23 protein-coding genes and 1 tRNA gene are annotated in these 20709 nt (G+C 58.6%); 11 read left to right on the top strand and 13 right to left on the bottom strand.

Features of this window, described 5'->3' with window-relative positions; genetic code table 11:
• Positions 1-27 precede the first annotated feature (27 nt).
• The 3 genes from SULPSESMR1_RS10485 to SULPSESMR1_RS10475 all read right to left on the bottom strand — a co-directional run bounded on the left by SULPSESMR1_RS10485 (position 28) and on the right by SULPSESMR1_RS10475 (position 1984).
• Positions 28-435: a helix-turn-helix domain-containing protein gene (locus SULPSESMR1_RS10485; RefSeq protein ID WP_157729001.1), complete on the bottom strand. Its 408-nt coding sequence runs from the start codon at positions 433-435 to the stop codon at positions 28-30.
• 841 nt (positions 436-1276) lie between these two features.
• Complete coding sequence (locus SULPSESMR1_RS10480) at positions 1277-1564, bottom strand: hypothetical protein (protein WP_089420766.1); 288 nt, start codon at positions 1562-1564, stop codon at positions 1277-1279.
• 15 nt (positions 1565-1579) lie between these two features.
• A complete protein-coding gene (locus tag SULPSESMR1_RS10475; RefSeq protein ID WP_157729000.1) occupies positions 1580-1984 on the bottom strand; it encodes a helix-turn-helix domain-containing protein in 405 nt (134 codons plus the stop codon).
• Positions 1985-2094: 110 nt separating this feature from the next.
• Here SULPSESMR1_RS10475 and SULPSESMR1_RS10470 point away from each other — a divergent pair, with 110 nt between their 5' ends.
• Genes SULPSESMR1_RS10470 through SULPSESMR1_RS10460 form a run of 3 tightly spaced genes read left to right on the top strand, consistent with a single transcriptional unit; the run spans position 2095 to position 3559 of the window.
• Positions 2095-2340: a hypothetical protein gene (locus SULPSESMR1_RS10470; RefSeq protein ID WP_089420764.1), complete on the top strand. Its 246-nt coding sequence runs from the start codon at positions 2095-2097 to the stop codon at positions 2338-2340.
• Positions 2341-2354: 14 nt separating this feature from the next.
• On the top strand, positions 2355-2546 hold the full coding sequence (locus SULPSESMR1_RS25345; protein WP_217621142.1) for a hypothetical protein: 192 nt from the start codon (positions 2355-2357) through the stop codon (positions 2544-2546).
• A complete protein-coding gene (locus SULPSESMR1_RS10460) occupies positions 2540-3559 on the top strand; it encodes a tyrosine-type recombinase/integrase (protein WP_089420762.1) in 1020 nt (339 codons plus the stop codon). The genes SULPSESMR1_RS25345 and SULPSESMR1_RS10460 overlap by 7 nt, the downstream gene beginning before the upstream one ends.
• A gap of 86 nt (positions 3560-3645) precedes the next feature.
• Here SULPSESMR1_RS10460 and SULPSESMR1_RS10455 read toward each other — a convergent pair.
• Positions 3646-3719 (bottom strand) — tRNA-Cys (locus SULPSESMR1_RS10455).
• A 236-nt stretch (positions 3720-3955) separates the two neighbouring features.
• Here SULPSESMR1_RS10455 and SULPSESMR1_RS25820 point away from each other — a divergent pair.
• The 5 genes from SULPSESMR1_RS25820 to SULPSESMR1_RS10435 all read left to right on the top strand — a co-directional run bounded on the left by SULPSESMR1_RS25820 (position 3956) and on the right by SULPSESMR1_RS10435 (position 7915).
• Positions 3956-4159, top strand: coding sequence for a hypothetical protein (locus SULPSESMR1_RS25820; protein ID WP_345889508.1), 204 nt, complete (start codon positions 3956-3958; stop codon positions 4157-4159).
• A 182-nt stretch (positions 4160-4341) separates the two neighbouring features.
• Positions 4342-4482 carry a hypothetical protein gene (locus SULPSESMR1_RS25815; protein ID WP_345889507.1) on the top strand — a complete coding sequence of 47 codons (141 nt, stop codon included), beginning with the start codon at positions 4342-4344 and terminating at the stop codon, positions 4480-4482.
• A 183-nt stretch (positions 4483-4665) separates the two neighbouring features.
• Complete coding sequence (locus tag SULPSESMR1_RS10445; protein ID WP_089420761.1) at positions 4666-5319, top strand: protein-L-isoaspartate O-methyltransferase family protein; 654 nt, start codon at positions 4666-4668, stop codon at positions 5317-5319.
• Between the two features lie 82 nt (positions 5320-5401).
• On the top strand, positions 5402-6841 hold the full coding sequence (locus SULPSESMR1_RS10440; protein ID WP_089420760.1) for a TolC family outer membrane protein: 1440 nt from the start codon (positions 5402-5404) through the stop codon (positions 6839-6841).
• Positions 6842-6928: 87 nt separating this feature from the next.
• Complete coding sequence (locus SULPSESMR1_RS10435) at positions 6929-7915, top strand: hypothetical protein (RefSeq protein ID WP_089420759.1); 987 nt, start codon at positions 6929-6931, stop codon at positions 7913-7915.
• A 24-nt stretch (positions 7916-7939) separates the two neighbouring features.
• Here SULPSESMR1_RS10435 and SULPSESMR1_RS10430 read toward each other — a convergent pair whose 3' ends face one another.
• Positions 7940-9394, bottom strand: a complete 1455-nt coding sequence (locus tag SULPSESMR1_RS10430) for a cobyric acid synthase (RefSeq protein ID WP_089420758.1) — start codon at positions 9392-9394, stop codon at positions 7940-7942.
• 158 nt (positions 9395-9552) lie between these two features.
• A complete protein-coding gene (locus tag SULPSESMR1_RS10425) occupies positions 9553-9873 on the bottom strand; it encodes a DUF6280 family protein (protein ID WP_089420757.1) in 321 nt (106 codons plus the stop codon).
• Positions 9874-10090: 217 nt separating this feature from the next.
• Between SULPSESMR1_RS10425 and efp the strand changes: the two genes are divergently transcribed.
• Positions 10091-10654, top strand: a complete 564-nt coding sequence (gene efp, locus SULPSESMR1_RS10420) for an elongation factor P (protein WP_089420756.1) — start codon at positions 10091-10093, stop codon at positions 10652-10654.
• A gap of 98 nt (positions 10655-10752) precedes the next feature.
• On the opposite strand, the gene SULPSESMR1_RS10415 is transcribed toward efp, so the two are convergent.
• The 6 genes from SULPSESMR1_RS10415 to SULPSESMR1_RS10390 all read right to left on the bottom strand — a co-directional run bounded on the left by SULPSESMR1_RS10415 (position 10753) and on the right by SULPSESMR1_RS10390 (position 17380).
• A complete protein-coding gene (locus SULPSESMR1_RS10415) occupies positions 10753-11721 on the bottom strand; it encodes an ABC transporter ATP-binding protein (RefSeq protein WP_089420755.1) in 969 nt (322 codons plus the stop codon).
• Positions 11718-12692, bottom strand: a complete 975-nt coding sequence (locus SULPSESMR1_RS10410; protein WP_089420754.1) for an ABC transporter ATP-binding protein — start codon at positions 12690-12692, stop codon at positions 11718-11720. The genes SULPSESMR1_RS10415 and SULPSESMR1_RS10410 overlap by 4 nt, the downstream gene beginning before the upstream one ends.
• The gene (locus tag SULPSESMR1_RS10405; RefSeq protein ID WP_089422277.1) at positions 12689-13504 is read right to left on the bottom strand and encodes an ABC transporter permease; all 816 of its coding nucleotides are present in this window, start codon (positions 13502-13504) and stop codon (positions 12689-12691) included. The genes SULPSESMR1_RS10410 and SULPSESMR1_RS10405 overlap by 4 nt, the downstream gene beginning before the upstream one ends.
• A gap of 175 nt (positions 13505-13679) precedes the next feature.
• Positions 13680-14654, bottom strand: coding sequence for an ABC transporter permease (locus SULPSESMR1_RS10400; RefSeq protein WP_089420753.1), 975 nt, complete (start codon positions 14652-14654; stop codon positions 13680-13682).
• 135 nt (positions 14655-14789) lie between these two features.
• Positions 14790-16346 (bottom strand): ABC transporter substrate-binding protein, encoded by a 1557-nt coding sequence (locus tag SULPSESMR1_RS10395; protein WP_089420752.1) that lies wholly within the window; start codon positions 16344-16346, stop codon positions 14790-14792.
• An 83-nt stretch (positions 16347-16429) separates the two neighbouring features.
• Positions 16430-17380, bottom strand: coding sequence for a LysR family transcriptional regulator (locus SULPSESMR1_RS10390; protein ID WP_089420751.1), 951 nt, complete (start codon positions 17378-17380; stop codon positions 16430-16432).
• A 98-nt stretch (positions 17381-17478) separates the two neighbouring features.
• On the opposite strand from SULPSESMR1_RS10390, the gene SULPSESMR1_RS10385 reads away from it, so the two are divergent.
• Both SULPSESMR1_RS10385 and SULPSESMR1_RS10380 read left to right on the top strand, forming a co-directional pair.
• On the top strand, positions 17479-19104 hold the full coding sequence (locus SULPSESMR1_RS10385; protein ID WP_089422276.1) for an amidohydrolase: 1626 nt from the start codon (positions 17479-17481) through the stop codon (positions 19102-19104).
• Complete coding sequence (locus tag SULPSESMR1_RS10380; protein WP_089420750.1) at positions 19101-19955, top strand: CobW family GTP-binding protein; 855 nt, start codon at positions 19101-19103, stop codon at positions 19953-19955. Before SULPSESMR1_RS10385 ends, SULPSESMR1_RS10380 begins: the two co-directional genes overlap by 4 nt.
• Here SULPSESMR1_RS10380 and SULPSESMR1_RS10375 read toward each other — a convergent pair.
• Entirely contained in the window at positions 19952-20689 is a 738-nt protein-coding gene (locus SULPSESMR1_RS10375; RefSeq protein ID WP_089420749.1) for a YgfZ/GcvT domain-containing protein, read from the bottom strand. The two genes, SULPSESMR1_RS10380 and SULPSESMR1_RS10375, sit on opposite strands and share 4 nt — an antisense overlap.
• Positions 20690-20709: the final 20 nt, after the last annotated feature.

Here is a 20709-nt window from a genome sequence, read left to right as displayed (position 1 = left end):
GATGTGTATGATCTTGCATCTGTACCCCTATGCTGCTGTTTCTAGAAATGTGTTGATCTCGGCGTCGGACATGTCTCGCCCGGATGCGGCTTGTGTAGAGATGTAGTGGATCAGACGCGCTTCTTTCTCAGTCGAGAACTCTAGAAAACGTTCCTGCTGAAAGTCTCGCACTGCGACCAATGCACGCTCCAAAGCGGCCACTGAGGCTTGAGGCGCATCTGCACCTTCGCCAAGAAGCAGCCAGCTGAAGCCAACATCAAACTCTCTATGGACGCCAATAACCAGCGCAACCGGCACATCGCGTACAGCCAACTCATAGTTTCGATATGCTCTTGGAGATATGTCGATACGCTCCGCAAAATCGGCTTGCGAGAGCCCCGCTCTACGTCGAACGACGAGAAGCCGCTCCGCGATGGAGGCATATTTGCGTTTCATTTGACTCATATGTGCCTATTGTTGACGTCAAGTTCCCGATTCATACCTCATAGTTCACAATCGTGACTGATTGGGCAACAGGAGATTGCGCCTATGGCAGATACAGAGCTCTTCACACCCAGAGAGTTGGCTAATCCATGTGGCTACGGTTCGGCGCATGAAATCCAGCGGCATCTTTGACCTGTTTTCAGCCTTTCCTGATGATGATTCCGAGGGCCCCTCTGAAACTATTAGCTGGTAACGGTGACTATGTGTCTTGTCGCCGAGACAATCTTTGGGGCGCTGACCAGTCTACAATGGGCTGTCGTCAGAACGATCTTCTTCTGACAGGCGTTTCGTCAATGCCTGTAGGATGACATCTTCGATTTCGCGTACCCTCAGTCCATGGTCATATGCGAGCCGGTCAACCAAATCGGCTATTTTTGGGTTTTGGGGGCCGTGTATGGGCCAGTCATGCAGTGCATGGCTGTCTGGGTGAGTTCGCTGCGTCATATACCCATACTAGGTTGTAGCGTTGCCAAATGCAGGTGAAAATCTATGTGGATCTGGTAGCTCTGCAGGCTCAGGCGGTGCTGTTCGCGGATGTCTGAGGGTTTGGATGTGCAGTCAACACTGCTAGGGAGTGGCGAGTCCTCATGGTATACGCATTAAAACGGGCCCGTTTTATCTGTTTGGAGTATTTTTGGCAGTCCTCTTCGTACTGCCGTCTTCGCTTTGCTTCACCCAAGTTTGGTCCTAACAATAAATATCGAAATGGATTGTATTGAGAAGGGCTGTTCTGCTGATTGTCTGATGGTTCGGTCGAGCACACAAGATGTTACAAGCGGCACCCGCTTCGAGCTTACTGATTATTAAAGATCGAAAGTTCTTTGCGACGATGCTTCATGAGTATTCGCAGGAACCGTCGAGCGATCATTATGCCCAAGGGGCCGAGAACTACCAGGGTGAGATAAAGGGAGCGTGCTATATCCCAGGTTGTTTGGCCTGATGTGGCAATCAGCGCCATCACGCCGCCAAGAAACAAGCATGCACCTGCGACACCGATCTGCCGCGCAGCGGCAATAATCTCTTGGTCACAAGCGTCCAACCCGGCCTGTGCGGCTTTGGGTTTGTGATTTGTGTCTGTCATGCCTGTGTTCCCCTCTTAGAGTGTGTCGAAGTAATTTTTGGCGACCTCTGCCGGTGTTTCATCGGTCTGTGACGCCTGCGCTGCGACAAACCCGATAATTTTGCCGAGCTTGGCAATCGGCAAATTTGCCTTTCGAGCTTCGGCTTGGGTCAGCACGGCTACCGCGCAAAGCTCAGCCAGTTGGGGGTCGTCACTTTTGCGGACCTTTCCGCGACCCGTCAAAAGCCATTCAAGATTAATGGAGAACGCCTCACTGATGTTCACAGCAGCGAGGGTCGGCAGCTCGCGCTTTTCCTGTTCGTAGTATTTGTACGCGCGATCCGAAACATCGATGGCGGCAGCCATAACAGGTTGGGTGATATTGTTGATCTTGCGAATTTCTCGCAAGCGAAGACCAATCCCGTTCAAATCTGTTGACAAGGGGCACCTTTGGGTTATGTTTTGGCCCAAACGTGCACTTCTGCGGTGTTCTGGCCAATCCTGTTCACTTAAGCAGTGTTTTTGATGGAAATCCAACGGAAAGGTGAAGCGTGACCAAACCCCTCGAAACACCAAAGGAACTGGCGGACCGAGTTGGGCTGCCCGTGACGAATATCCGCTATTTGATCCGTGAGGATATGTTGGATCATATCTACACAGCGCCTGGACAGCGTAACCCCAAGATTCCGAACGGCGCGTGGGAGAAATATGTGTCGCAATTTACGGTAAAGGCCCAGAAAGCGGCATCCCGCATGTCGAGGAGTGGGCAGCGCAATGAAATGGCTTCTGACGAATGAGACGGCAGACTCCGATGTTGGCCAGTGAGACAACAGCCGCACGTCTGCTGGACTTGCGCACGCAAGAGTTCAGGGCGTTAGTCGATGGTGGTCACTTGCCCAAGGGTCATGAGATTGCCCCCGGTGTGGTTCGTTGGGATACAGATATGCTCAAACAGATTTCAAACGGCGAAGTGGGAGACATCCGGGGAGCTATTGAATGGTGATCCGGCGCAAGAAATACCTATGGCGGCATTCGTCAGGGCGCTGGTATGTGCGCAAGTGCGTCAATGGAAGGATGATTTATCTTGGGCGTATCACGGCGGAGGAAGGCACTGCAGAATTTGATCATCAGTATTGGGAAGTCGTGAGCGGTAAAAGGGTAGAGGTCAAGACCTCGTGGGCTGCTCTGATTGCGGCCATGCGCGAAACTGATAAATGGGCCAACTTCTCGCCTCGATATCGCAAGGATCTTGAACCTATTTTTGAGTATCTGACCGACAAAATTGGCAATGCCGATGTTTCGCGTCTGACCCAGGCCGATGTCTACGACGCAATGGATAAGAACCGCCATCGCGTAAACTTCGCCAACTACATCCCGATTGCCATTCGCATGTTGTGCAAGTTAGCTATTCGTAAACGCTGGAGGCATGACAATCCGGCGATCGAAATTGAAAAACTGAAGGTGCCCAAAGCGCGTAAGAAACCGCATCAACCTTGGACTGATTGGGCCGTTGAAAAAATGCGAACCGAAGGGAAGCCATTGCCGCGCCTGATTTTTGAAATTGGCGTTGGTAGTGTGCAGCGACCAGGTGATTGGTTGGATTTCCAATGGGGCGATTACGATGGCGACACTTTGAAATTGCGCCAGAACAAGACCGATAAGCCGCTGCTCTTGCCCTGCACGCAAGCGCTTCGGAAAGCTTTGGATCAAGCAAAGTCCGATTTGGGCGCTGCACCACATCCCACACGGCACATTCTTACACGGCCTGACGGGTCCGCGATGAGCTATCACGCTATGGCGCGTGTCATGATCAACGAGCGGAGACGGCTCGACTTGATGGCCTACGACCAACATGCGCTTCGGTATCGTGGTGTCATGGAATTGGCGTGGGCAGGCTGCACCGATGATGAAATCGCAAGCTATAGCGGGCATTCCTCAAAGAAGATGATCATCAAATATGCTGGGGAGGCGCGGCAAATCATGCGGGCGCGACAGGCAGCGGCAAAGCGCAAATGATCCCGAACAGAACAGGCACAGAACGTGAAACTGATACTAGAGGTGATACCCAATGAGCAGAAGAAATCGTAACCCATTGATTTTATTGGAGGCGAGTACCGGAATCGAACCGGTGTACACGGATTTGCAATCCGTTGCGTCACCACTCCGCCAACTCGCCAGCGCATTGAAAACATGGGTTTTCGTGGTTGGCGGGGTCATAGGCCGTTTTCTGTGCAAGCGCAAGTCCCTTCCTCAAACCGCGTCAACGCTTCTTCCATCGCCCCTGCATGGGCCGTTGTGATGGAACAGGATGCCGTGCGGTTCGTTGGCTGACAGAGATGCGGGTGGACGTATTGTGCGTGTCGCGACGTTTGCTTTTGCAAGAAACCAGTCAGCACGAAAAGGCAGAGCGAGATGAATATTCTGGTCGCCGGAGCCACAGGCAAAACAGGTCTGTGCGTTGCGCGCGAATTGCAACAGAACAGCCACACGCCGATTGCGCTGATGCGCGAGTCTTCGGATATATCGGAACTGGGTGACGATGTGGCCTTGGGCCACATGCGAAGCAGTGGTTTTCGCCGCCGGGTCAGGCGGCTCGACCGGGGCCATGCGCCTTGACGATATTGCCGCCAAGGCATGCGTGTCGCGGTTCGTAATGCTCAGCTCGGTTGGGGCGGACAATCCCGACCCCGAAGGCGCGCTGGCACATTAGCTTAAGGCCAAACATGACGCAGACGCGCATTTGATTGCCTCGGGTCTGGACTATGCCATTGTACGTCCGGTCCGCCTGACCCAAGCGGATGGCAGCCGCGATACACTGTTCGGTGGTGATGTGGATCTGCAGGGCCAAGGCAGCGCGTGGCGATGTGGCAGCGGTTCTGGCGCAAGCGGCGGATGATGCTGCGTGGCCGGGGCAGGCGAAATTGATGCAATCGGTATAGAACTGTCAGGGTATCCTTCGAGGTGCCCTAACCTGTCCGGCATTACCATCGCTGCGTCAAATCCGGGGCGGTAGTGCGGGGCGCAGATGCAACACACTCATTTTGAGCCAACCGCCCGTTGCTGCGCCGGTCGGAATGTGGCACATCTGATATCGACAGATTCCGAACAGATGAGTTCAGTTCATGACAAACTTTGAAATGCGCCGCACGATGATGGTTGATACGCAGGTGCGGCCTTCGGACGTGACCAAATTCCCCATCATCGAGGCCATGCTTTCCGTCGCACGCGAGGACTTTGTGCCATCGGCCCAGCGTGAAGCGGCCTATATGGGTGAAAACATTGATCTTGGGCAGGGGCGCGTTGTTCTTGAACCACGCACTCTGGCTAAGATGCTGGATGCGCTGGACATCGGAAATGACGAACTGGTGCTGGATGTGGGCGCATCCTATGGGTATTCCTCGGCGGTTATCGCGCGCATGGCCGAAGCGGTTGTGGCCGTAGAGGAAGACGAAGACATGGCCACCGAGGCACAAGAGGCGCTGATGGAGGCCGGGGCCGACAATGTTGCATTGCACACCGGCCCGTTGGCCGAAGGTGCAGAGCAGCATGGCCCATATGATGTTGTGATCATTCAGGGCGGCATTGCCCGCGTGCCCGACGCGCTGATCGACCAGATCAAGGAGGGCGGCCGCATCGCCTGTCTGTTCATGGATGGCGCACTGGGTGAAGTGCGCATCGGCTATAAGATCGATGGACGGATGTCGTGGCGCAATGCGTTTAATGCAGGCGCGCCGGTTTTGCCCGGTTTCGAGGCGCACAGTCAATTTCAACTGTGATGACATCGCGCATGCGGTCCGATACAGTTGCATACAGATATGAACGGTGTGCAATGCGCCGGATGTTGAGGACAGAATCGAGATGAAATCACTAATGGGAAGTATTTCCGGCAGAGCCTTGAGTCTGGCCCTGATCATCGGGGTCGCATTTTCTGCCCCTGCACGCGCCGATACGCTGGCGGATGCAATGGCGGGGGCTTACACCCAGTCTGGCTTGCTGGATCAGAACCGCGCCTTGCTGCGTGCAGCTGACGAAGATGTGGCCACAGCGCAGGCTTTGTTGCGGCCCATCGTCAACTGGTCGTCCAGCATCGATCACACGTACGGCAGGGCAGGCACGTCGGTGACCAGTGGTGGTGGCGTCACCTCGTTCAATCGCTCGTCGCTGAGCGGGACATCGGCGACGATGGGAATTGTAGCGCAGATGCTGCTCTATGATTTCGGTGCATCCCAGTCGCGCATCGCGTCAGCAAAAGAGGTTGTTCTGGCCACACGTTCGTCATTGCTGTCGATTGAACAGCAGGTGCTGCTGCGTGCCGTTTCGGCCTATATGACCGTGCGCCAGTCCTATGAATTTGTGGCTTTGCGCCAGAACAACCTGCGCTTGCTGACGCAGGAACTGCGCGCCGCGCGCGACCGGTTCGAAGTGGGTGAAGTAACCCGCACCGACGTGTCACTGGCCGAGGCGCAACTGGCCGCCGCCCGCAGCGGTTTGGCCGCTGCCCAGCGTGATCTGGCGCAAGCAATCGAGTTCTATCGCAACGTGGTGGGCCGCAAGCCGGGGCAGTTGGCGCCTCCCCCCAGCCTACCGCGTACAGAAAGCAATGTGGACACCGCCAAAGCCATCGCTATGCGCCGTCATCCCGATATGCACGCCGCACAGCATCAGGTGGCCGCGAACGATCTGCTGGTGTTTTCCACAGACCGTGCCATGTACCCGACTGTGACGCTGAACGGATCGCTGTCCGCAACCGAGAATTTTGACAACGACAACTTCCGCCGTGGCGGGTCCGTGGGCATCGAAGTGGGTGGGCCGATCTATCAGGGCGGGCGTTTGTCGTCTGCTAACCGTGCCGCGATCGCGCGGCGCGACGCGGCACGGGGCAACCTGCACGTGGTCCAGAAAGACGTGGCACAAGGCGTCGGCAATGCGATTGCCGACCTGCAAGCCCTGATTGCGCAATCGCAAGCCAGCGAACGTCAGGTGCGTGCGGCGAACGTGGCCTTCAACGGCGTGCGTGAAGAGGCGACATTGGGTGCGCGGACCACTTTGGACGTGCTCGATGCCGAGCAGACATTGCTTGATGCGCAAGCCTTGCGCATTCAGGCGCAGGCGCAAGTCTATGTTGCGGCCTATGCGGTTCTGGCCTCGATGGGGCTGCTGACGGCGGAACAGTTGGGCCTGAATGTTCAGATTTACGATCCCGAAGCCTATTATAATCTGGTCAAGAACGGCCCTGCCAAAGCGACCAAACAAGGCAGGCAACTGGACAGGGTTCTTAAAGCCTTGGGCAAAGAGTGACGGAAAAAGACTGACAATTTTTCGCACCTGTTGTGAGAATCTCTGGTTCGCGGTAAACTGTGGCCCGAGGTGAGAGTGGAAGAAAATATGCCTGATGCAGTGACCAACGCCGAGGTGGAGGACGTCCTGTCGTCTATTCGCCGTCTGGTGTCCGAAGACAGACGTGTTCCAGCCGCAGATACGCCCAAAGCCAGCACCGATCGACTGGTTCTGACGCCGGCATTGCGTGTGGCCGAAATGCCCAAGCAAGAGACTGTGCCCGCTGTGGAAGACGCGGCGGCCGAGGATAGGTTCGCAGCTGACCGTGCTGCCGAAACTGAATTGCGGGGTGAAGGTGCCGAGGATGCGGATGCCGATGCCGTGCTTGGCGCGTTGCTGGCCGAAGCGCAGGACGATTACGACGATCAAGATAATTACGATGAGCGTGATGATGGCGCCCGGTACGATGCCCGCGACGCGGACGACAGCAATGATGTCGATGGCGATCACGTGGCCCCGCACAGCGAAAGCGGCCATGACGCCAGCGCGGCGGATGCCGGAGTAGAAGCAGGGACCGAAGGGCGTTCGCTTCACGAGGTGTTCCGCGCCGTTGACGCACAAGAGGCCGACGAGGCGCGCAAGGCGGCGGTACTGCCGCATGTACCCGAGTATCGCGACCCCTCGATTAAAGAGCCTGTAGCACCACAAAGCCTCAGCGCAAAGATTGCCGTGCTGGAAGAGGTGATTGCCCGCACCGACGACCAGTGGGAGCCCGACGGCGCGGGCCGCGACGATTACGCGGGCACCGAACAGCCGGCGATGGCGTGGGAAGATGCATCGGACGACAGCGAGGACGACACCGGCGAAGCGCCCGAAGCTACGATTTTTGCTGGTCAGGCTCCGCGCACCGATACCTCTGATGATGTGCTGTCGTCGGACGAAGATGTGCTGGACGAAGCAGCCCTGCGCGATCTGGTTTCGGACATCGTGCGTCAGGAATTGCAGGGCGCATTGGGTGAACGCATCACCCGCAACGTGCGCAAACTGGTCCGCCGCGAGATTCACCGTGCCCTTGCAGCACAGGACCTGGAATAGGGCGCGAGGTCTTGGGGCGGCCAGCTAGATCCGTGTCGCCAGCCTTAACAGCAAATCAATGTCCATATGGGTCTCAAGGTGCTCTGCCAGCGCATCCAGCGTCTGGTCGACCATATGGTCATAAGACAGGTCACTGCGCTGGCCAAGTTGCGCCAGAAACGCCATGCGATAGGCGTCTGATCCAAAAATACCGTGCAAATAACAGCCTTTGACCCGCCCGTCGGGGGACATGGCCCCGGCGTCAGATCCTTCGACCTGCAACCATGCGTGGCCTGTGTCGGGCCCAATGGTCTGACCCATGTGAATTTCATAACCCGTCAATGCCGTGCCACTGGCTGTGTCGGTGCCAGTGCGCAGGGCAAGCGTTTTCAGCGGTGCCAACGTGGTGTGCACATTCAACAGGCCAAGCCCCGCGACAGTGGCGGCAGGCCCCTCGACGCCTGCAGGGTCGGCAATGGTCTGCCCTAGCATCTGGTAACCACCGCACAGGCCCATCACATGACCGCCACGCCGGACGTGGGCGGCAATGTCGATATCCCAGCCTTCGGCACGCAGACAAGCCAGATCGGCGATGGTGGATTTGCTGCCGGGCAGCAGGATCACATCCGCATCACCGGGCAAGGGATGGCCGCGCTGGATCAGGCGTAGGTCAACATTCGGCTCGGCAGCCAAGGGGTCCAGATCGTCAAAGTTCGAGATGCGCGGCAGCACCGGCACCGCAACCACAAGGCCTGCGCCACTTCCCGCGCGGGTCGGCAGGTCCAGAACATCTTCGGCGGGCAGACAGTGGGCCGCATCAAACCAAGGTAACACGCCCAGCGACGGCCAGCCTGTGCGCTTTGCGATGTCGGTCAGACCGTCATCGAACAGGCGGGGATCGCCGCGGAACTTGTTGACGGCAAAGCCTCGAATCATGGCGCGGTCGGTGGCATTCAGAACGGCGTGGCTGCCCACCAACTGTGCGATCACCCCACCACGGTCGATATCGCCCATCAGGATCACCGGCACACCTGCGGCCACGGCAAAGCCCATGTTGGCAATATCGCCCTTGCGCAGATTGGTTTCTGCGGGGCTGCCGGCCCCTTCGACGATGATCAGATCGGCCTGCGCTGCCAGCCGGTGAAAGCTCTCCAACACGGGCGCTATCAACGCGCCGCGCTCGGAGCCGAAGCTGCGGGCTTCTTGTGTCCCGACGACCTTGCCCTGCACGATCAACTGGGCGCCTGTCTCGCTTTGCGGTTTCAGCAGGACAGGGTTCATGTCCACATGCGGCGCAACGCCCGCCGCGCGGGCCTGAAGCGCCTGTGCGCGGCCAATCTCTCCACCCTCGGGTGTGACGGCAGCGTTGTTCGACATATTCTGCGGCTTGAAGGGGCGCACGGTCAGCCCGCGCCGCACGCAGGCCCGCACCAGGCCTGCGACGACCATCGACTTGCCGACGTTGCTGCCGGTGCCCTGGATCATGATTGCGCGTGTCATGGCGCACTGCGTCGCATTCACTCGGGCCTAAGGCAAGAGGGTGTGTGACCCGCAAGAGGCAAAACTGTAATCGGCTAAGCTGTGACCAATACACAACAAAAAACGCGCCCAGCAGAGGGCGCGCTTTTGTCTAATTCAGCAGCAGTTCGTGCGGTGGATCAGGCGGCTTCTGCCTGTTGTGCAGCATTGCGACGTTCGCTCTCTTCGCGCGACAGCGCGACCGAGGTGCGGACACCTTTGCCGACAAATTCCATAAGGCCCGACACCACACGTTCGTTGGGGTCGATCCCTGCACAGCTCAGCACTTCGCGCCCGTCGCGCGAACGTGCCCAGCGGGCAATCTGTTCCGGACCGTTGCCATACTTTTTATCGTCAGCGATGGCGTCATCCAGAGCAGCCAACACAACGGCTGCAAAGAGTTTACGTGCACGGTTACCTTGCTCGTTATTGAAGGCAGTGCCGTCAACGAAGTCTTTCATTCTTCGTCCTTCCTTTATTCTTGCTCTTGTCTTTTCGGCGTGAGGCTCCTTATGACCTATCCGCGTCGATTCGGATACCCCGAATTCACATAGCATCTATGCAGTAGGCGCATATCTGCTGCAGTGCAGCGCGGAAGATAGCCGTGTTGCACGGGGCCGCACATCAAGATATAGGGTGCTTCACTTCCTCATCAACCTTTTGCCTTGGTTTAGCCTCATGCCTAAAATTAACGGAAACGAAATCCGCCCCGGAAATGTGCTTGAACACAACGGTGGCCTGTGGGCGGCTGTAAAGGTCGATCACGTAAAGCCCGGAAAAGGCGGCGCTTTCGCTCAGGTCGAAATGCGAAACCTGCGCAACGGCTCGAAGCTGAACGAACGCTTCCGCTCTGCGGACAAGGTCGAGCGTGTGCGTCTCGAGCAGAAAGACCAACAGTTTCTTTACGAAGAAAACGGTATGCTGGTTGTGATGGACATCGAAACATACGAGCAGGTCCAATTGCCCGCCGATCTGCTGGGTGAACGCCGCCCGTTTCTGCAAGACGGCATGACCATCGTCGTGGAATTCCACGAAGAGGAAGCGTTGAACGCAACGCTGCCGCAGAAAGTGACCTGCAAGATCGTCGAGACCGAGCCTGTGGTCAAAGGCCAGACCGCTGCCAACAGCTTTAAACCTGCGATACTGGACAACGGCGTCAAGGTTATGGTGCCGCCCTTTGTTGGTAACGACGAAGACATCATTGTGAACACCGAAACGATGGAATATGCCGAACGCGCGTGATCTGTCAGCGTAGACTGTTGTGAAAACACCCGCCCGTTGGCGGGTGTTTTGCATTGGGGCGTTGCCCCAAACCCCGGGATATTTCGAGCCAAAAAAAACTAGCCGGGAAAATGACAGGCAACGGCGTGCGTGCCTCCGCTCAGGGCGGGGCGCGTGTCGCGGCACAGCGCTTGCACCTTGGGACAGCGTTCGGCAAAGGCGCAACCCTTGGGCGGGTTCAGCGGGCTGGGTGGATCACCTTTGATCTGCAGCGCGCGGGTGTAGCCTTGGGATTTTCTGCGGGCCAGAGACGGGGCAGCGGCCAGCAGCGCTTGGGTGTAGGGGTGTTGGGGCGATTCAAACAGAAGATCGCGCGGGGCTTGTTCGACAATCTTGCCCAGATACATCACCGCCACATCGTCGCAGACATGCCGTACCACACCCAGATCATGCGAGATGAACAGATAGCTCAGGCCGAGCTCGGTCTTGAGCTTGGCCAGCAGGTTCAGGATTTGTGCCTGAATGGCTACGTCCAGCGCGCTGACAGGCTCGTCACAGACCAGCAGTTTCGGGTTGGTGGTCAGAGCGCGCGCAATTGAGATGCGCTGACGCTGGCCACCCGAGAACTGGTGGGGAAACAGGCTGAGTTGGTCCTCGCGCAGGCCGACAAGTTTGAACAGTTCGCGGACGCGGTCCATGCGTGTGTCGGGGGTGCCGACGCCCAGCAGGTCCAACGGTTCACGCACAATGTCGGCGACGCGTGCGCGCGGGTTGAGCGAGCTGTAGGGATCCTGAAAGATCAGTTGCACGTCGCGGCGGCGCAGGCGCATCGACTCGTCGTCCAGTTGCAGCAGGTCCTCACCCTCGAACAGAACCTGACCGCCGGCAGATTGGGTCAGGCGGATCGCGGCCATCGCTGCGGTTGTCTTCCCCGAGCCGGATTCCCCCACGATGCCCAAGGCGCGCCCCTTTTGCAGGGTAAACGACACCGCGCGCACCGCTTCAAGATGCGGTCGGGACGCGAATATCGAAGGTTTCGGCAGGGCAAAGCGCACGGTCAGGTCACGGACTTCGAGAAGCGGCGTCATATGCGTCCCTCCGCTACGGCGTGGCAGGCAGCAGGGTGCGTGCCGTGATTCATCAGCACTGGCTTTTCGCGCAGGCAGCGGGCTTGGGCATGGTCACATCGTGCGGCAAAGGCACAACCTGCACCAAGTTCGTGCAGGGGCGGTACCACGCCGGGAATTTCCCTGAGCCCGTCACCGGATTTGCCAAGGGCGGGAATGCAGTCGATCAGGCCGCGCGCATAGGGGTGTTGCGGCATGTCCAGCACGTCATCGGCGCTGGCCTCTTCGATAACGCGGCCCGCATACATCACAGCCACGCGGTCGGCCATTTCGGCGATGGCACCCATATCGTGGGTGATCAGCACGATGGCTGCACCAAACTCGCGCTGGATCTCGTTCAGCAGGTCAAATATCTGCGCCTGCACCGTTACATCCAAGGCTGTTGTCGGCTCGTCCGCGATCAGCACCTTGGGGCGGCACGACACTGCCATCGCGATCATCACACGCTGGCGCATACCGCCCGACATCTGGTGGGGATAATCGCGGGCGCGTGCGGCAGGTTCCGGGATGCCGACGCGGTCGAGCAGGGCCACCGCGTCTTTCAGAGCGCGGTCGCGACTGACCGACTGGTGCAACATGATCGCCTCGGCGATCTGGTCGCCGACGGTAAACACCGGGTTCAGCGAGGTCATCGGTTCCTGAAAGATCATCGCCGCCTCTGCCCCGCGCATGGCGCGCAGCCGCGCGGGCGAGGCGGTGGTCAGCTCTTGGCCCGCCAACCGGATAGATCCGCCTGCGATCTTGCCCGGTGGCATCGGGATCAACCCCATGACCGATAGCGCGGTAATCGACTTGCCACAGCCGGATTCGCCTACGATGCCAAGGGTTTCGCCAGCGTTGACATGCAGTGACACGGAATCCAGCGCCGTCACAGTGCCGTGCCGCGTGCCAAAGGTGACTTTGAGGTCTTCGATCTCCAGAAGGGCTGTCATCGTTCTCTCAATTTTGGGTTAAAGGCGTCGTTCAGGCCGTCACCGATCAGCGACACGGCGAAAACGGTCAGAAAGATTGCAAGGCCGGGAAAGGTGACGGGCCACCAGGCATCAAGGATGTATTCACGGTTGGCCCCGATCATCAGGCCCCATGACATCACATTGGGATCGCCAAGGCCGAGAAAGCTCAGGCCCGCTTCGAACAGGATCGCCACACCAATGGTCAGCGTTGCCGAAACGATCAGTGGAGGTGCCGCGTTGGGCAGGATCACTTTCCAGATGATGCGCCGGTTTTTGGCGCCGATAGCGCGGGCGGCGGTGACATACTCCAGTTCCTTGATCTTGAGAAACTCGGCCCGCGTCAGCCGCGCAGTCTGGGGCCAGCTGACCACACCGATCGCTGCTGCGATCACCCACAGCGACGGGGTAAACAGCGTGACCAGCACCATTGCAAACAGCAAGGCCGGAAGCACCTGAAAGAATTCGGTCACGCGCATCAGCGTGTTGTCGACCCAGCCACCATAGAAACCGGCCAGCGCCCCCAGCGAAATGCCGATGACCATAGTGATCGCTGCCGCCGCCGCACCCACGGCCAGCGTTGGCCCGCCACCGGTCAATAGCCCCGCCATCAGGTCGCGGCCCAGATAGTCGGTGCCCAGCGGAAACTCGGGCGTCCCACCGGGGGGCTCGTGCGGAGCCCAGATGATGTCGAACGGATCGCCGCCATAAAAGAATGTGCCATAAAACGTGGCGATGACGATTGCACTTAGCAGCGCCAGACCGAACACCGCCGGTATATTGCGACTGAACATGCGCCATGCCTCACGGCCGGGGCTTTCGGCCTTGTAGCGCGCTGCGGCGACCTCGACCGGTTCGGCGGTTTCAATTGCAGCGCGAAGGATCGGATCTTTCACGACTGTCCCTCTTTCTCTGGCTTGGTAAAATTCCGGGGCCGCGTGGGCTGCCCGCTGTGCAACATCACAAACATCACCGCCCCCTCAGCCGTGGGTCGGCCCAACGATAACTCAGGTCGGTGATCAGGTTGGCAATGACCACCATCGCCGAGGCAAAGAACAGCACGCCCAAAATCGTTGGATAATCGCGTCGCAAGATGGAATCGAACGCCAGCCGTCCCATGCCGGGCCAGTTGAACACGGTCTCGACCAGTAGGGCGCCGGAAATCAGGTTGCCGAATTGCAAACCGGCCACTGTCAGGATCGGCAGGGCAGCGTTGCGCAAGGCATGTTTGAACAGCACCGAACCTTCGCTGGCGCCTTTGGCGCGTGCCGTGCGGATGTAATCCGACCCAAGCACCTCAAGCATCGAGGCGCGGCTGAGGCGGGCATATTGCGCCAGATAGATGATCGCCAGTGTGAACGCCGGCAGCACAAGGTGGTGGGCGATATCAACAGCTTGGGTAATATAGCTCGCGTTGCGCAACTTGACCGATTGCATCCCTTCAACCGGAAATATCGGGATCACCGAGGCAAAGACGATGATCAGCATGATGCCGGTCCAGAACACCGGCACTGCATAGCCGATGGTGGCAAAGACCGAAACGAAGCCCGACAAAATGCCATTGGGTTTGCGCGACGCGATCACCCCCATGAACACCCCCAGCAGGATCGACAGGAATTGCGCAGTCAGCACCAGCAGGATGGTCGGCCCGACACGCGCCGCAATCAGCGATGTGACGGATTGGTTGAAAAAGAAACTCTGGCCCATATCGCCGGTCGCAACCCCCGAGACATAGATCCATAGCTGCGTCATCAGGGGTTTGTTCAGGCCATAATCCTCGCGGATGCTTTCCAGCATCTCTTGGGTGGCACCGCCCATTTCTCCGGCAATCACCGTGGCCGGATCACCCGGAGCAAGGCGGATCAGAAGGAAGTTCAACACAACCACACCCAGCATCAGAAGAATTCCATAGAAGAGGCGGCGAAGGAGAAAGCTGGCTGTCATGGGGCGTTGAATGTCCAGTGAATGTGCGAATGAGAAAGACAGGGGCCTTCTGAGGATACCATGTCGGGCAGGCGACGATGCGGGAGCGCGCGCAACGCAGGGCGCGCGCTCTGCAATGGGTCGTGGGGCCGCGCGTTATTCAGCCCACTCCACCGTATCCATCGGGTGCATAGTGCCCCAGATGCCCAAGGGCGGGTTCAGCAGCTTTGCATTGTAGGCCGTGTGGTAGGGCGTTGCGTTGATCCAGTAGACTGGCAGATCAGCCGCGACAATCTGCTGGAACTGCGCGTAAAGATCCTTGCGCTTGGCCGCGTCTGTTTCCACCGCAGCGGCGTTCAGCAATTCGTCGACCTTGGCGTTGGAATAGGACTGCGTGTTCGACCAGATTACACCCTTGATGATGTTGTCGCTTAGATAGGTGCGGTGTACGCCGATGACCGGATCGCCCCAGTTGAACACCAGATCCATCGTCAGTTCAAAGTCATGCGACGCAATCCGGCCCGCCCAAGTAGGAAAGTCGGGCGCGGCGCGCACGGTGACGTCAATGCCGATCTTTTTCAGCTGCGATTTCAGGTATTCCGCGATAGATTGCTGCTGTTCTTTTGGTCCGGGGATAAAGTCGATGGTCAACTCCATCCCGTCAGCGAAACCGGCCTCGGCCATCAAAGCCTGCGCCTTTTCCAGATCGACATCATAGGCTGGAATGGTTTCGTCGAAGAAAGGCGAGCTTTCGATGATCGGACCGCGCTGGGCACTCGACGTTCCGCGATGCAGCGCTTTGGTGATGAACGTGCGATCGGTGGCATAGGCGATCGCCTGACGCACGCGTACATCCGAGAGTTTGGGCGATTCAAGGTTAAAGGCCAGCCAGTTGATCGGGCCAACCGCGGCATAGCCTTCGGCGGTCACGATCAGGTTTTCGTCTTTTTCCAAGCGCTTGATCGACGTGGATTGTGCCATGAACGGATACATATCCGCCTCGCCGTTCTCCATCGCGATCAGCAGTGCGCTTTCATCCTTGATCAGCCGGATGATGATCTCGTCCAGTTTGGGACGGCCTTCGATAAAGAAATCCGGGTTTTTCTTCATCACGATGGCCTGACCCGGCGTGAATTCTTCCAGAATGAACGGGCCCGACCCCACTGGATCAGAGTTGGCGGGATGCGTCTTGGGGTCTTGTCCGTCGCCGTAGATGTGTTTCGGCAGCACCGGCGCCAGCGCGGGCGATAGGGCCAACAGCAAGGCGGGGTGTGGTTTGGATAGGTTGATGATGACAGTGTGGGCATCGGGCGTTTCAATTGTGTCGACGGGGTCGAACATTGATTTGAACGGATGGTTTTCCTTGGTGTTCATGATCGAAAAAGCCACATCCTCGGATGTGATCGGCATACCGTCATGAAAGGTCGCCCCCTGAACAAGGTTCAGCGTTACGCTTAGCCCGTCCTCGGCCACAGACCAGCTTTCGGCCAGATAGGGCTGAGGTTCCCAGTTCTCGTCATAGCGTAGCGGCGAGGCGAACAGCTGTGTCGAAGGCACGGCCGTAGCAATGCCCGACTGGACCGATCCGTTCAGGTGACGTGGCGTCTGGGTCGAACCGATGACCAAGGTGCCACCTTCGGCAAGGACGGGCGCAGAGGCAAACGTACACAGAGCGACAGAGGCTGCCCCCATAAGTTTTGCAAAGGTAGTCATAGTTGAACTCCCGGTTGGTTTTTTATGATTGCCATCACGCTAACCCGCGTTCTTTGTTCTATGAAACAGTGTTTTCTAGCTTCTTAAAGTACATTCAATGAGGGATTGGGCGACACACTAAGGGTCAGACCTTCGAATTGTTTTCGCGTCGCGGGATTCTGACAGATCCGCAAAACCGCTTTGACCACCGGCGTTGTTTCGGCGCCGCGTGCATAGGCGAGACCGTATTCGGGCGCCTCAAGATCGCCGGTGAGCGGGCGCACAACATAGCCTGAATCGGGGTCGCGATCAGCGCGACCCACTATGTTTAACAGGGAGTAGCCCAGATTTGCAGCCACCAGCCCGCGCAGTACCGACGAGGATTTTGTCGAGTGAACCACCTGCGGTTTCAACCCTTGCGACGAGAAAAGCTGGCGGAAATAGTTTTGGGTTGCGGGCAGGTCCAGCATGATCATCGGCTGGTCCGCCAGATCTTCAAGCGACAATGAAGCACGCGCCGCAAGAGGTGAACTTTCCGGCAAAAGCGCAAAGGGCCGCGCCCGAAAAAAGGGCACAAAGGGCTGGCTGGGGCGCAGATAGCGCCGGTAGGTCAGGGCCATTTCAACCACACCGCGTTGCAGCAGGTCGGCAATGACCGACATATCGCCCTCTTTCAGATCAATGCGAATGGCCGGATAGAGCGATGAAACCTGTTTTAGCAAGAGCGGCAACACAAAGGGCGCAGTCGGCGCATAGCACGCCAGCCGCAACGTTCCTGTGGGGTCGGCACCGGGCACTGCAAGGCTTGAGTCAAAGCTTTGACATTGTTCCAGAAAGGCTGCGATCCGTTCGCCCACTGTGCGGCCGGTCTCTGTGGGCATGATGCCCTTGGCGGGCGTGCGACGGAACAACCGTGTGCCCAGCGTTGCCTCGATCATATCAATCGCTGCGGTGATCGACGATTGCGAAATATTCATTTCGTCTGCGGCACGGGCAATAGAGCCATGTCGTAAGGCCGCATCGAAGTAGCGCAACTGCTTGAAGGTAAAGCGCATGGGTCATTCCTTTGTTTTTTCGGGCAATGCCGACCAGTAAATCTATTTTTCCAATGATCGGCGCTGCGCTACCACTGGGTCAACACAAAGGGGGCATCATGGCCGATATCACTGTTTTCCAAGCCAAAAAGATTATCACGATGGATGCGGCACTGGCCGATGCGACCCACGTCGCGGTGCGCGACGGGCGTATTCTGGCCGTGGGGGACGCGGATTGCGCCGATCAATGGGGGCCGGTGACGCATGACGATTCTCTGTCAGGTGCGGTGTTGATGCCCGGACTGGTCGAGGGGCACGCCCACATGATGGCCGGTGCGATGTGGCGTTTTGCCTATGCGGGCTATCACGACCGGATCGACCCGAATGGCAAGCTGTGGCGCGGAATGACTGATATTGATGCGGTGATCGACGGGTTGACCGACTACGCCCAAGGTTTGCAAGACGATGTACCACTGGTGGGCTGGGGTTTTGACCCGATCTTTTTGCGCACCGAGCGGCTCAGCCGCAAGCATCTGGACCAGATCAGTACCGAACGGCCCATCGCGATCATGTTCTCGAATTTTCACCTGATGTGTGTAAACTCCAAGGCGCTGGAGATGGCGGGCTTTGATGCAGGTACAAATGCAGTGGGCGTGGTAAAAGGCCCCGACGGCGAGCCCACTGGCGAGTTGCAGGAAATGGCTGCGATGTTCCCCGTAATGCGCCGCTTGAATATTGATTTTCGCGGCCTCAGCCAGACCGAGGACAGCATTCGCACCTATGGGCAGGTGGCCTGTCGTGCAGGCGTAACCACGGTGACCGATCTGTTTTCGACCCTCGAAGACGACGACTTGGCCCTGATGCAAAAAATCTGCGCGATGGATGACTTCCCGCTGCGGATCGTGCCGGTTCTGGGCGCCACAGAAGACCCAAAGGGCATGGCGAAAAAGGCGTCTCGCTTTGCCAAACTCTCGACTGAAAAGCTGCGCCTTGGCGCGGTCAAGCTGATGACTGACGGATCAATTCAGGGTTGGACCGCGCGGGTGCGCTGGCCGGGGTATGTGGGCGGGCAGCCCAATGGCATCTGGAACACCTCGCCCGAAGCGATACATGCGCTGGTTAACGAAATGCAGGCCTGCGGTGTGCAGATGCATATTCACGTCAACGGCGACGAGGCTGCCGCTGTCACGCTGGATGCGATCGAAGCTGCCTTGCGCGCCCATCCCGGACAGGGCCATCGCCACGTCCTGCAACACTGTCAAATGATGGATCGCGGCCTGTTCGAGCGGGCAAGCGAATTGGGCGTTTGCTGCAACATCTTTTCCAACCACATCTGGTATTTCGGAGATCAGCACGCCGAACTGACCCTTGGCCACGACCGCGCAGCGCGTATGAACGCGGTACGCACCGCACTGGATGTGGGCGTGAAGGTGGCCTTGCATTCCGACGCGCCCGTTACGCCGATGGCCCCGCTGTTCACTGCGTGGTGCGCGGTGAACCGCCGCACCATGACCGGCGTGACATTGGGCGAGGGCGAACGGATCAGCGTCGCCGAGGCTTTGTTCGCGATCACGATGGGCGCTGCCTATACCCTGAGGATGGATGCCGAGATCGGCAGTATAAGCCCCGGCAAACGCGCTGATTTCTGTGTGTTGGGCGATGATCCACTGGCCGTTGATCCGATGGCGCTCAAGGATGTTCCGGTGCACGGAACTGTCATGGGCGGCTTGGTGCATCTTCTATGAACCGACTGCCCCTGACCGTCATTGGCGGCTATCTGGGTGCCGGCAAGACCACGTTGATCAACCGCCTGCTGGCCGAAGACCACGGGCAGCGCGTGCTGGTGATGGTCAATGATTTCGGGGCCATCAACATTGATGCCGCTCTGATTGCGCGTCAATCTGAGGGCATGGTCGAACTGTCCAATGGCTGTGTGTGCTGCACGATGGGCGGCGATTTGTTCATGGCCATCGGTGACGTGCTGGACCGCAACCCGCGCCCTGACCATCTGGTGATCGAAGCCAGCGGCGTGGCAGATCCTGCCGCCATTGCCCAAGTGGCACTGGCCGAACCGGACCTGAGCTATGGGGGCGTTGCCGTGGTGGTGGATGCGCTGGCCTATGACAATCTAATGCACGACCCGCAGATCGGCGCGCAGTTGCGTGCGCAGGTCGATGTGGCCGACGCGCTGCTGGTTACCAAGGGCAATGTGCCCGACAGCCTTGGCCCGCGCGATGTACCGGTGATTGAACTGTCTGCAATCGAAGCCGTTGCGCCGCTGCTGTTGGGCGCGCCACTGGGCGAGGGACCGAGGACTGTGGGGCAGGTGCATCCCGACTATGTCGCATGGCAGTATCGCGGCGGAGTACAGTTGGACCGCACCGCGCTGATCAAAAAGCTGGACGCACGGCCCAAGGGGCTGATGCGGGTCAAGGGCTTTGTCATGGCTCCGGACGGACGCAGCTTTGAAGTGCATTGCGTGGGTGGCCAGCACAGCCTGAAGCCGGCGCAGGGCGTGACCGAAACCCTGCTGGTTGCCATAGGTCTGAAAGGTCGGGTGGTCCGCGCTGAAATTGCGGCGTGGTGGAATGCCTAGTCCAATCTGCGCACCGTGGCATTGCCCGCTTGCATATCGCCGCCCGCGCGGTCAAAGCGCAGATAGGCGATGGCACGATCCCCCGCGCGGCTGTGCAAAGTGCCCACGGGTTTGCCACCGGCAGTAATCTGAGCACCTGATTCTGCGGGGCCGTCCACGTGGACTTGTGCCAGCCCCTTGCGCAATTCGGTCTTGTGCTTCATCCGCGCGGTGACCTCTTGGCCGACATAACAGCCTTTGCGGAAATCAACGCCGTTCAGCCGATCGAACCCGGCCTCGAGTATAAACGTATCGGGGTGCAGCTCGCGCCCTGCGCTGGGCACCATGTGTTCGACCTGCAAGGCGGTCCAGTCCACGGTATCGTTATCCTGTGGTGCTTTGCGGTAGGCACGCCAACCAAGGGCCGCGTGGCGCGGATCAGCCAGAGCGCCGTCTTCGCGCTCGCCCAGGCCGCGGTGCAGGTGCAATCCGCTGTCTGCTATCGTCACATCCGCGCGCAGCTTGTACATCGACAGCCGCTGCATCAGCGCAGGCGCTTGCGTGGCGTCTGCGTCCAGCAGCACATCATCGCCATCGGCCATCAAAAAGAAATCGGCGATATACTTGCCCTGCGGCGTCAGCAGTGCGGCATAGACCAGCCCCTGATCCAGCTTGGCAATGTCATTGGTCACCAGACCTTGCAAAAAGTCGCGGGTGTCAGCGCCGGACAGGCGCAGGATCGTGCGGTCGGACATGGGTGGCTCCCTTTGGGTGT

It is taken from the genome of Pseudosulfitobacter pseudonitzschiae, assembly GCF_002222635.1.
Lineage (GTDB): Bacteria > Pseudomonadota > Alphaproteobacteria > Rhodobacterales > Rhodobacteraceae > Pseudosulfitobacter > Pseudosulfitobacter pseudonitzschiae_A.
Note: the sequence above shows the minus strand (reverse complement) of the source record. Positions and strands in the feature narration are given on the sequence as shown.

What these genes read in the sequence shown, in the direction of transcription:
- SULPSESMR1_RS25815 (WP_345889507.1), top strand. Translation starts at nt 4,342, where the DNA reads ATGGCAGCCGCGATACACTGTTCGGTGGTGATGTGGATCTGCAGGGCC.
- SULPSESMR1_RS10425 (WP_089420757.1), bottom strand. Translation starts at nt 9,873, where the DNA reads ATGAAAGACTTCGTTGACGGCACTGCCTTCAATAACGAGCAAGGTAAC.
- SULPSESMR1_RS10400 (WP_089420753.1), bottom strand. Translation starts at nt 14,654, where the DNA reads ATGACAGCCAGCTTTCTCCTTCGCCGCCTCTTCTATGGAATTCTTCTG.
- efp (WP_089420756.1), top strand. Translation starts at nt 10,091, where the DNA reads ATGCCTAAAATTAACGGAAACGAAATCCGCCCCGGAAATGTGCTTGAA.
- SULPSESMR1_RS10385 (WP_089422276.1), top strand. Translation starts at nt 17,479, where the DNA reads ATGGCCGATATCACTGTTTTCCAAGCCAAAAAGATTATCACGATGGAT.
- SULPSESMR1_RS10395 (WP_089420752.1), bottom strand. Translation starts at nt 16,346, where the DNA reads ATGACTACCTTTGCAAAACTTATGGGGGCAGCCTCTGTCGCTCTGTGT.
- SULPSESMR1_RS10375 (WP_089420749.1), bottom strand. Translation starts at nt 20,689, where the DNA reads ATGTCCGACCGCACGATCCTGCGCCTGTCCGGCGCTGACACCCGCGAC.
- SULPSESMR1_RS10440 (WP_089420760.1), top strand. Translation starts at nt 5,402, where the DNA reads ATGAAATCACTAATGGGAAGTATTTCCGGCAGAGCCTTGAGTCTGGCC.
- SULPSESMR1_RS10410 (WP_089420754.1), bottom strand. Translation starts at nt 12,692, where the DNA reads ATGACAGCCCTTCTGGAGATCGAAGACCTCAAAGTCACCTTTGGCACG.
- SULPSESMR1_RS10415 (WP_089420755.1), bottom strand. Translation starts at nt 11,721, where the DNA reads ATGACGCCGCTTCTCGAAGTCCGTGACCTGACCGTGCGCTTTGCCCTG.
- SULPSESMR1_RS10445 (WP_089420761.1), top strand. Translation starts at nt 4,666, where the DNA reads ATGACAAACTTTGAAATGCGCCGCACGATGATGGTTGATACGCAGGTG.
- SULPSESMR1_RS10435 (WP_089420759.1), top strand. Translation starts at nt 6,929, where the DNA reads ATGCCTGATGCAGTGACCAACGCCGAGGTGGAGGACGTCCTGTCGTCT.
- SULPSESMR1_RS10430 (WP_089420758.1), bottom strand. Translation starts at nt 9,394, where the DNA reads ATGACACGCGCAATCATGATCCAGGGCACCGGCAGCAACGTCGGCAAG.
- SULPSESMR1_RS10390 (WP_089420751.1), bottom strand. Translation starts at nt 17,380, where the DNA reads ATGCGCTTTACCTTCAAGCAGTTGCGCTACTTCGATGCGGCCTTACGA.
- SULPSESMR1_RS10380 (WP_089420750.1), top strand. Translation starts at nt 19,101, where the DNA reads ATGAACCGACTGCCCCTGACCGTCATTGGCGGCTATCTGGGTGCCGGC.
- SULPSESMR1_RS10480 (WP_089420766.1), bottom strand. Translation starts at nt 1,564, where the DNA reads ATGACAGACACAAATCACAAACCCAAAGCCGCACAGGCCGGGTTGGAC.
- SULPSESMR1_RS10460 (WP_089420762.1), top strand. Translation starts at nt 2,540, where the DNA reads ATGGTGATCCGGCGCAAGAAATACCTATGGCGGCATTCGTCAGGGCGC.
- SULPSESMR1_RS25820 (WP_345889508.1), top strand. Translation starts at nt 3,956, where the DNA reads ATGAATATTCTGGTCGCCGGAGCCACAGGCAAAACAGGTCTGTGCGTT.
- SULPSESMR1_RS10485 (WP_157729001.1), bottom strand. Translation starts at nt 435, where the DNA reads ATGAAACGCAAATATGCCTCCATCGCGGAGCGGCTTCTCGTCGTTCGA.
- SULPSESMR1_RS10405 (WP_089422277.1), bottom strand. Translation starts at nt 13,504, where the DNA reads ATGTTCAGTCGCAATATACCGGCGGTGTTCGGTCTGGCGCTGCTAAGT.
- SULPSESMR1_RS25345 (WP_217621142.1), top strand. Translation starts at nt 2,355, where the DNA reads ATGTTGGCCAGTGAGACAACAGCCGCACGTCTGCTGGACTTGCGCACG.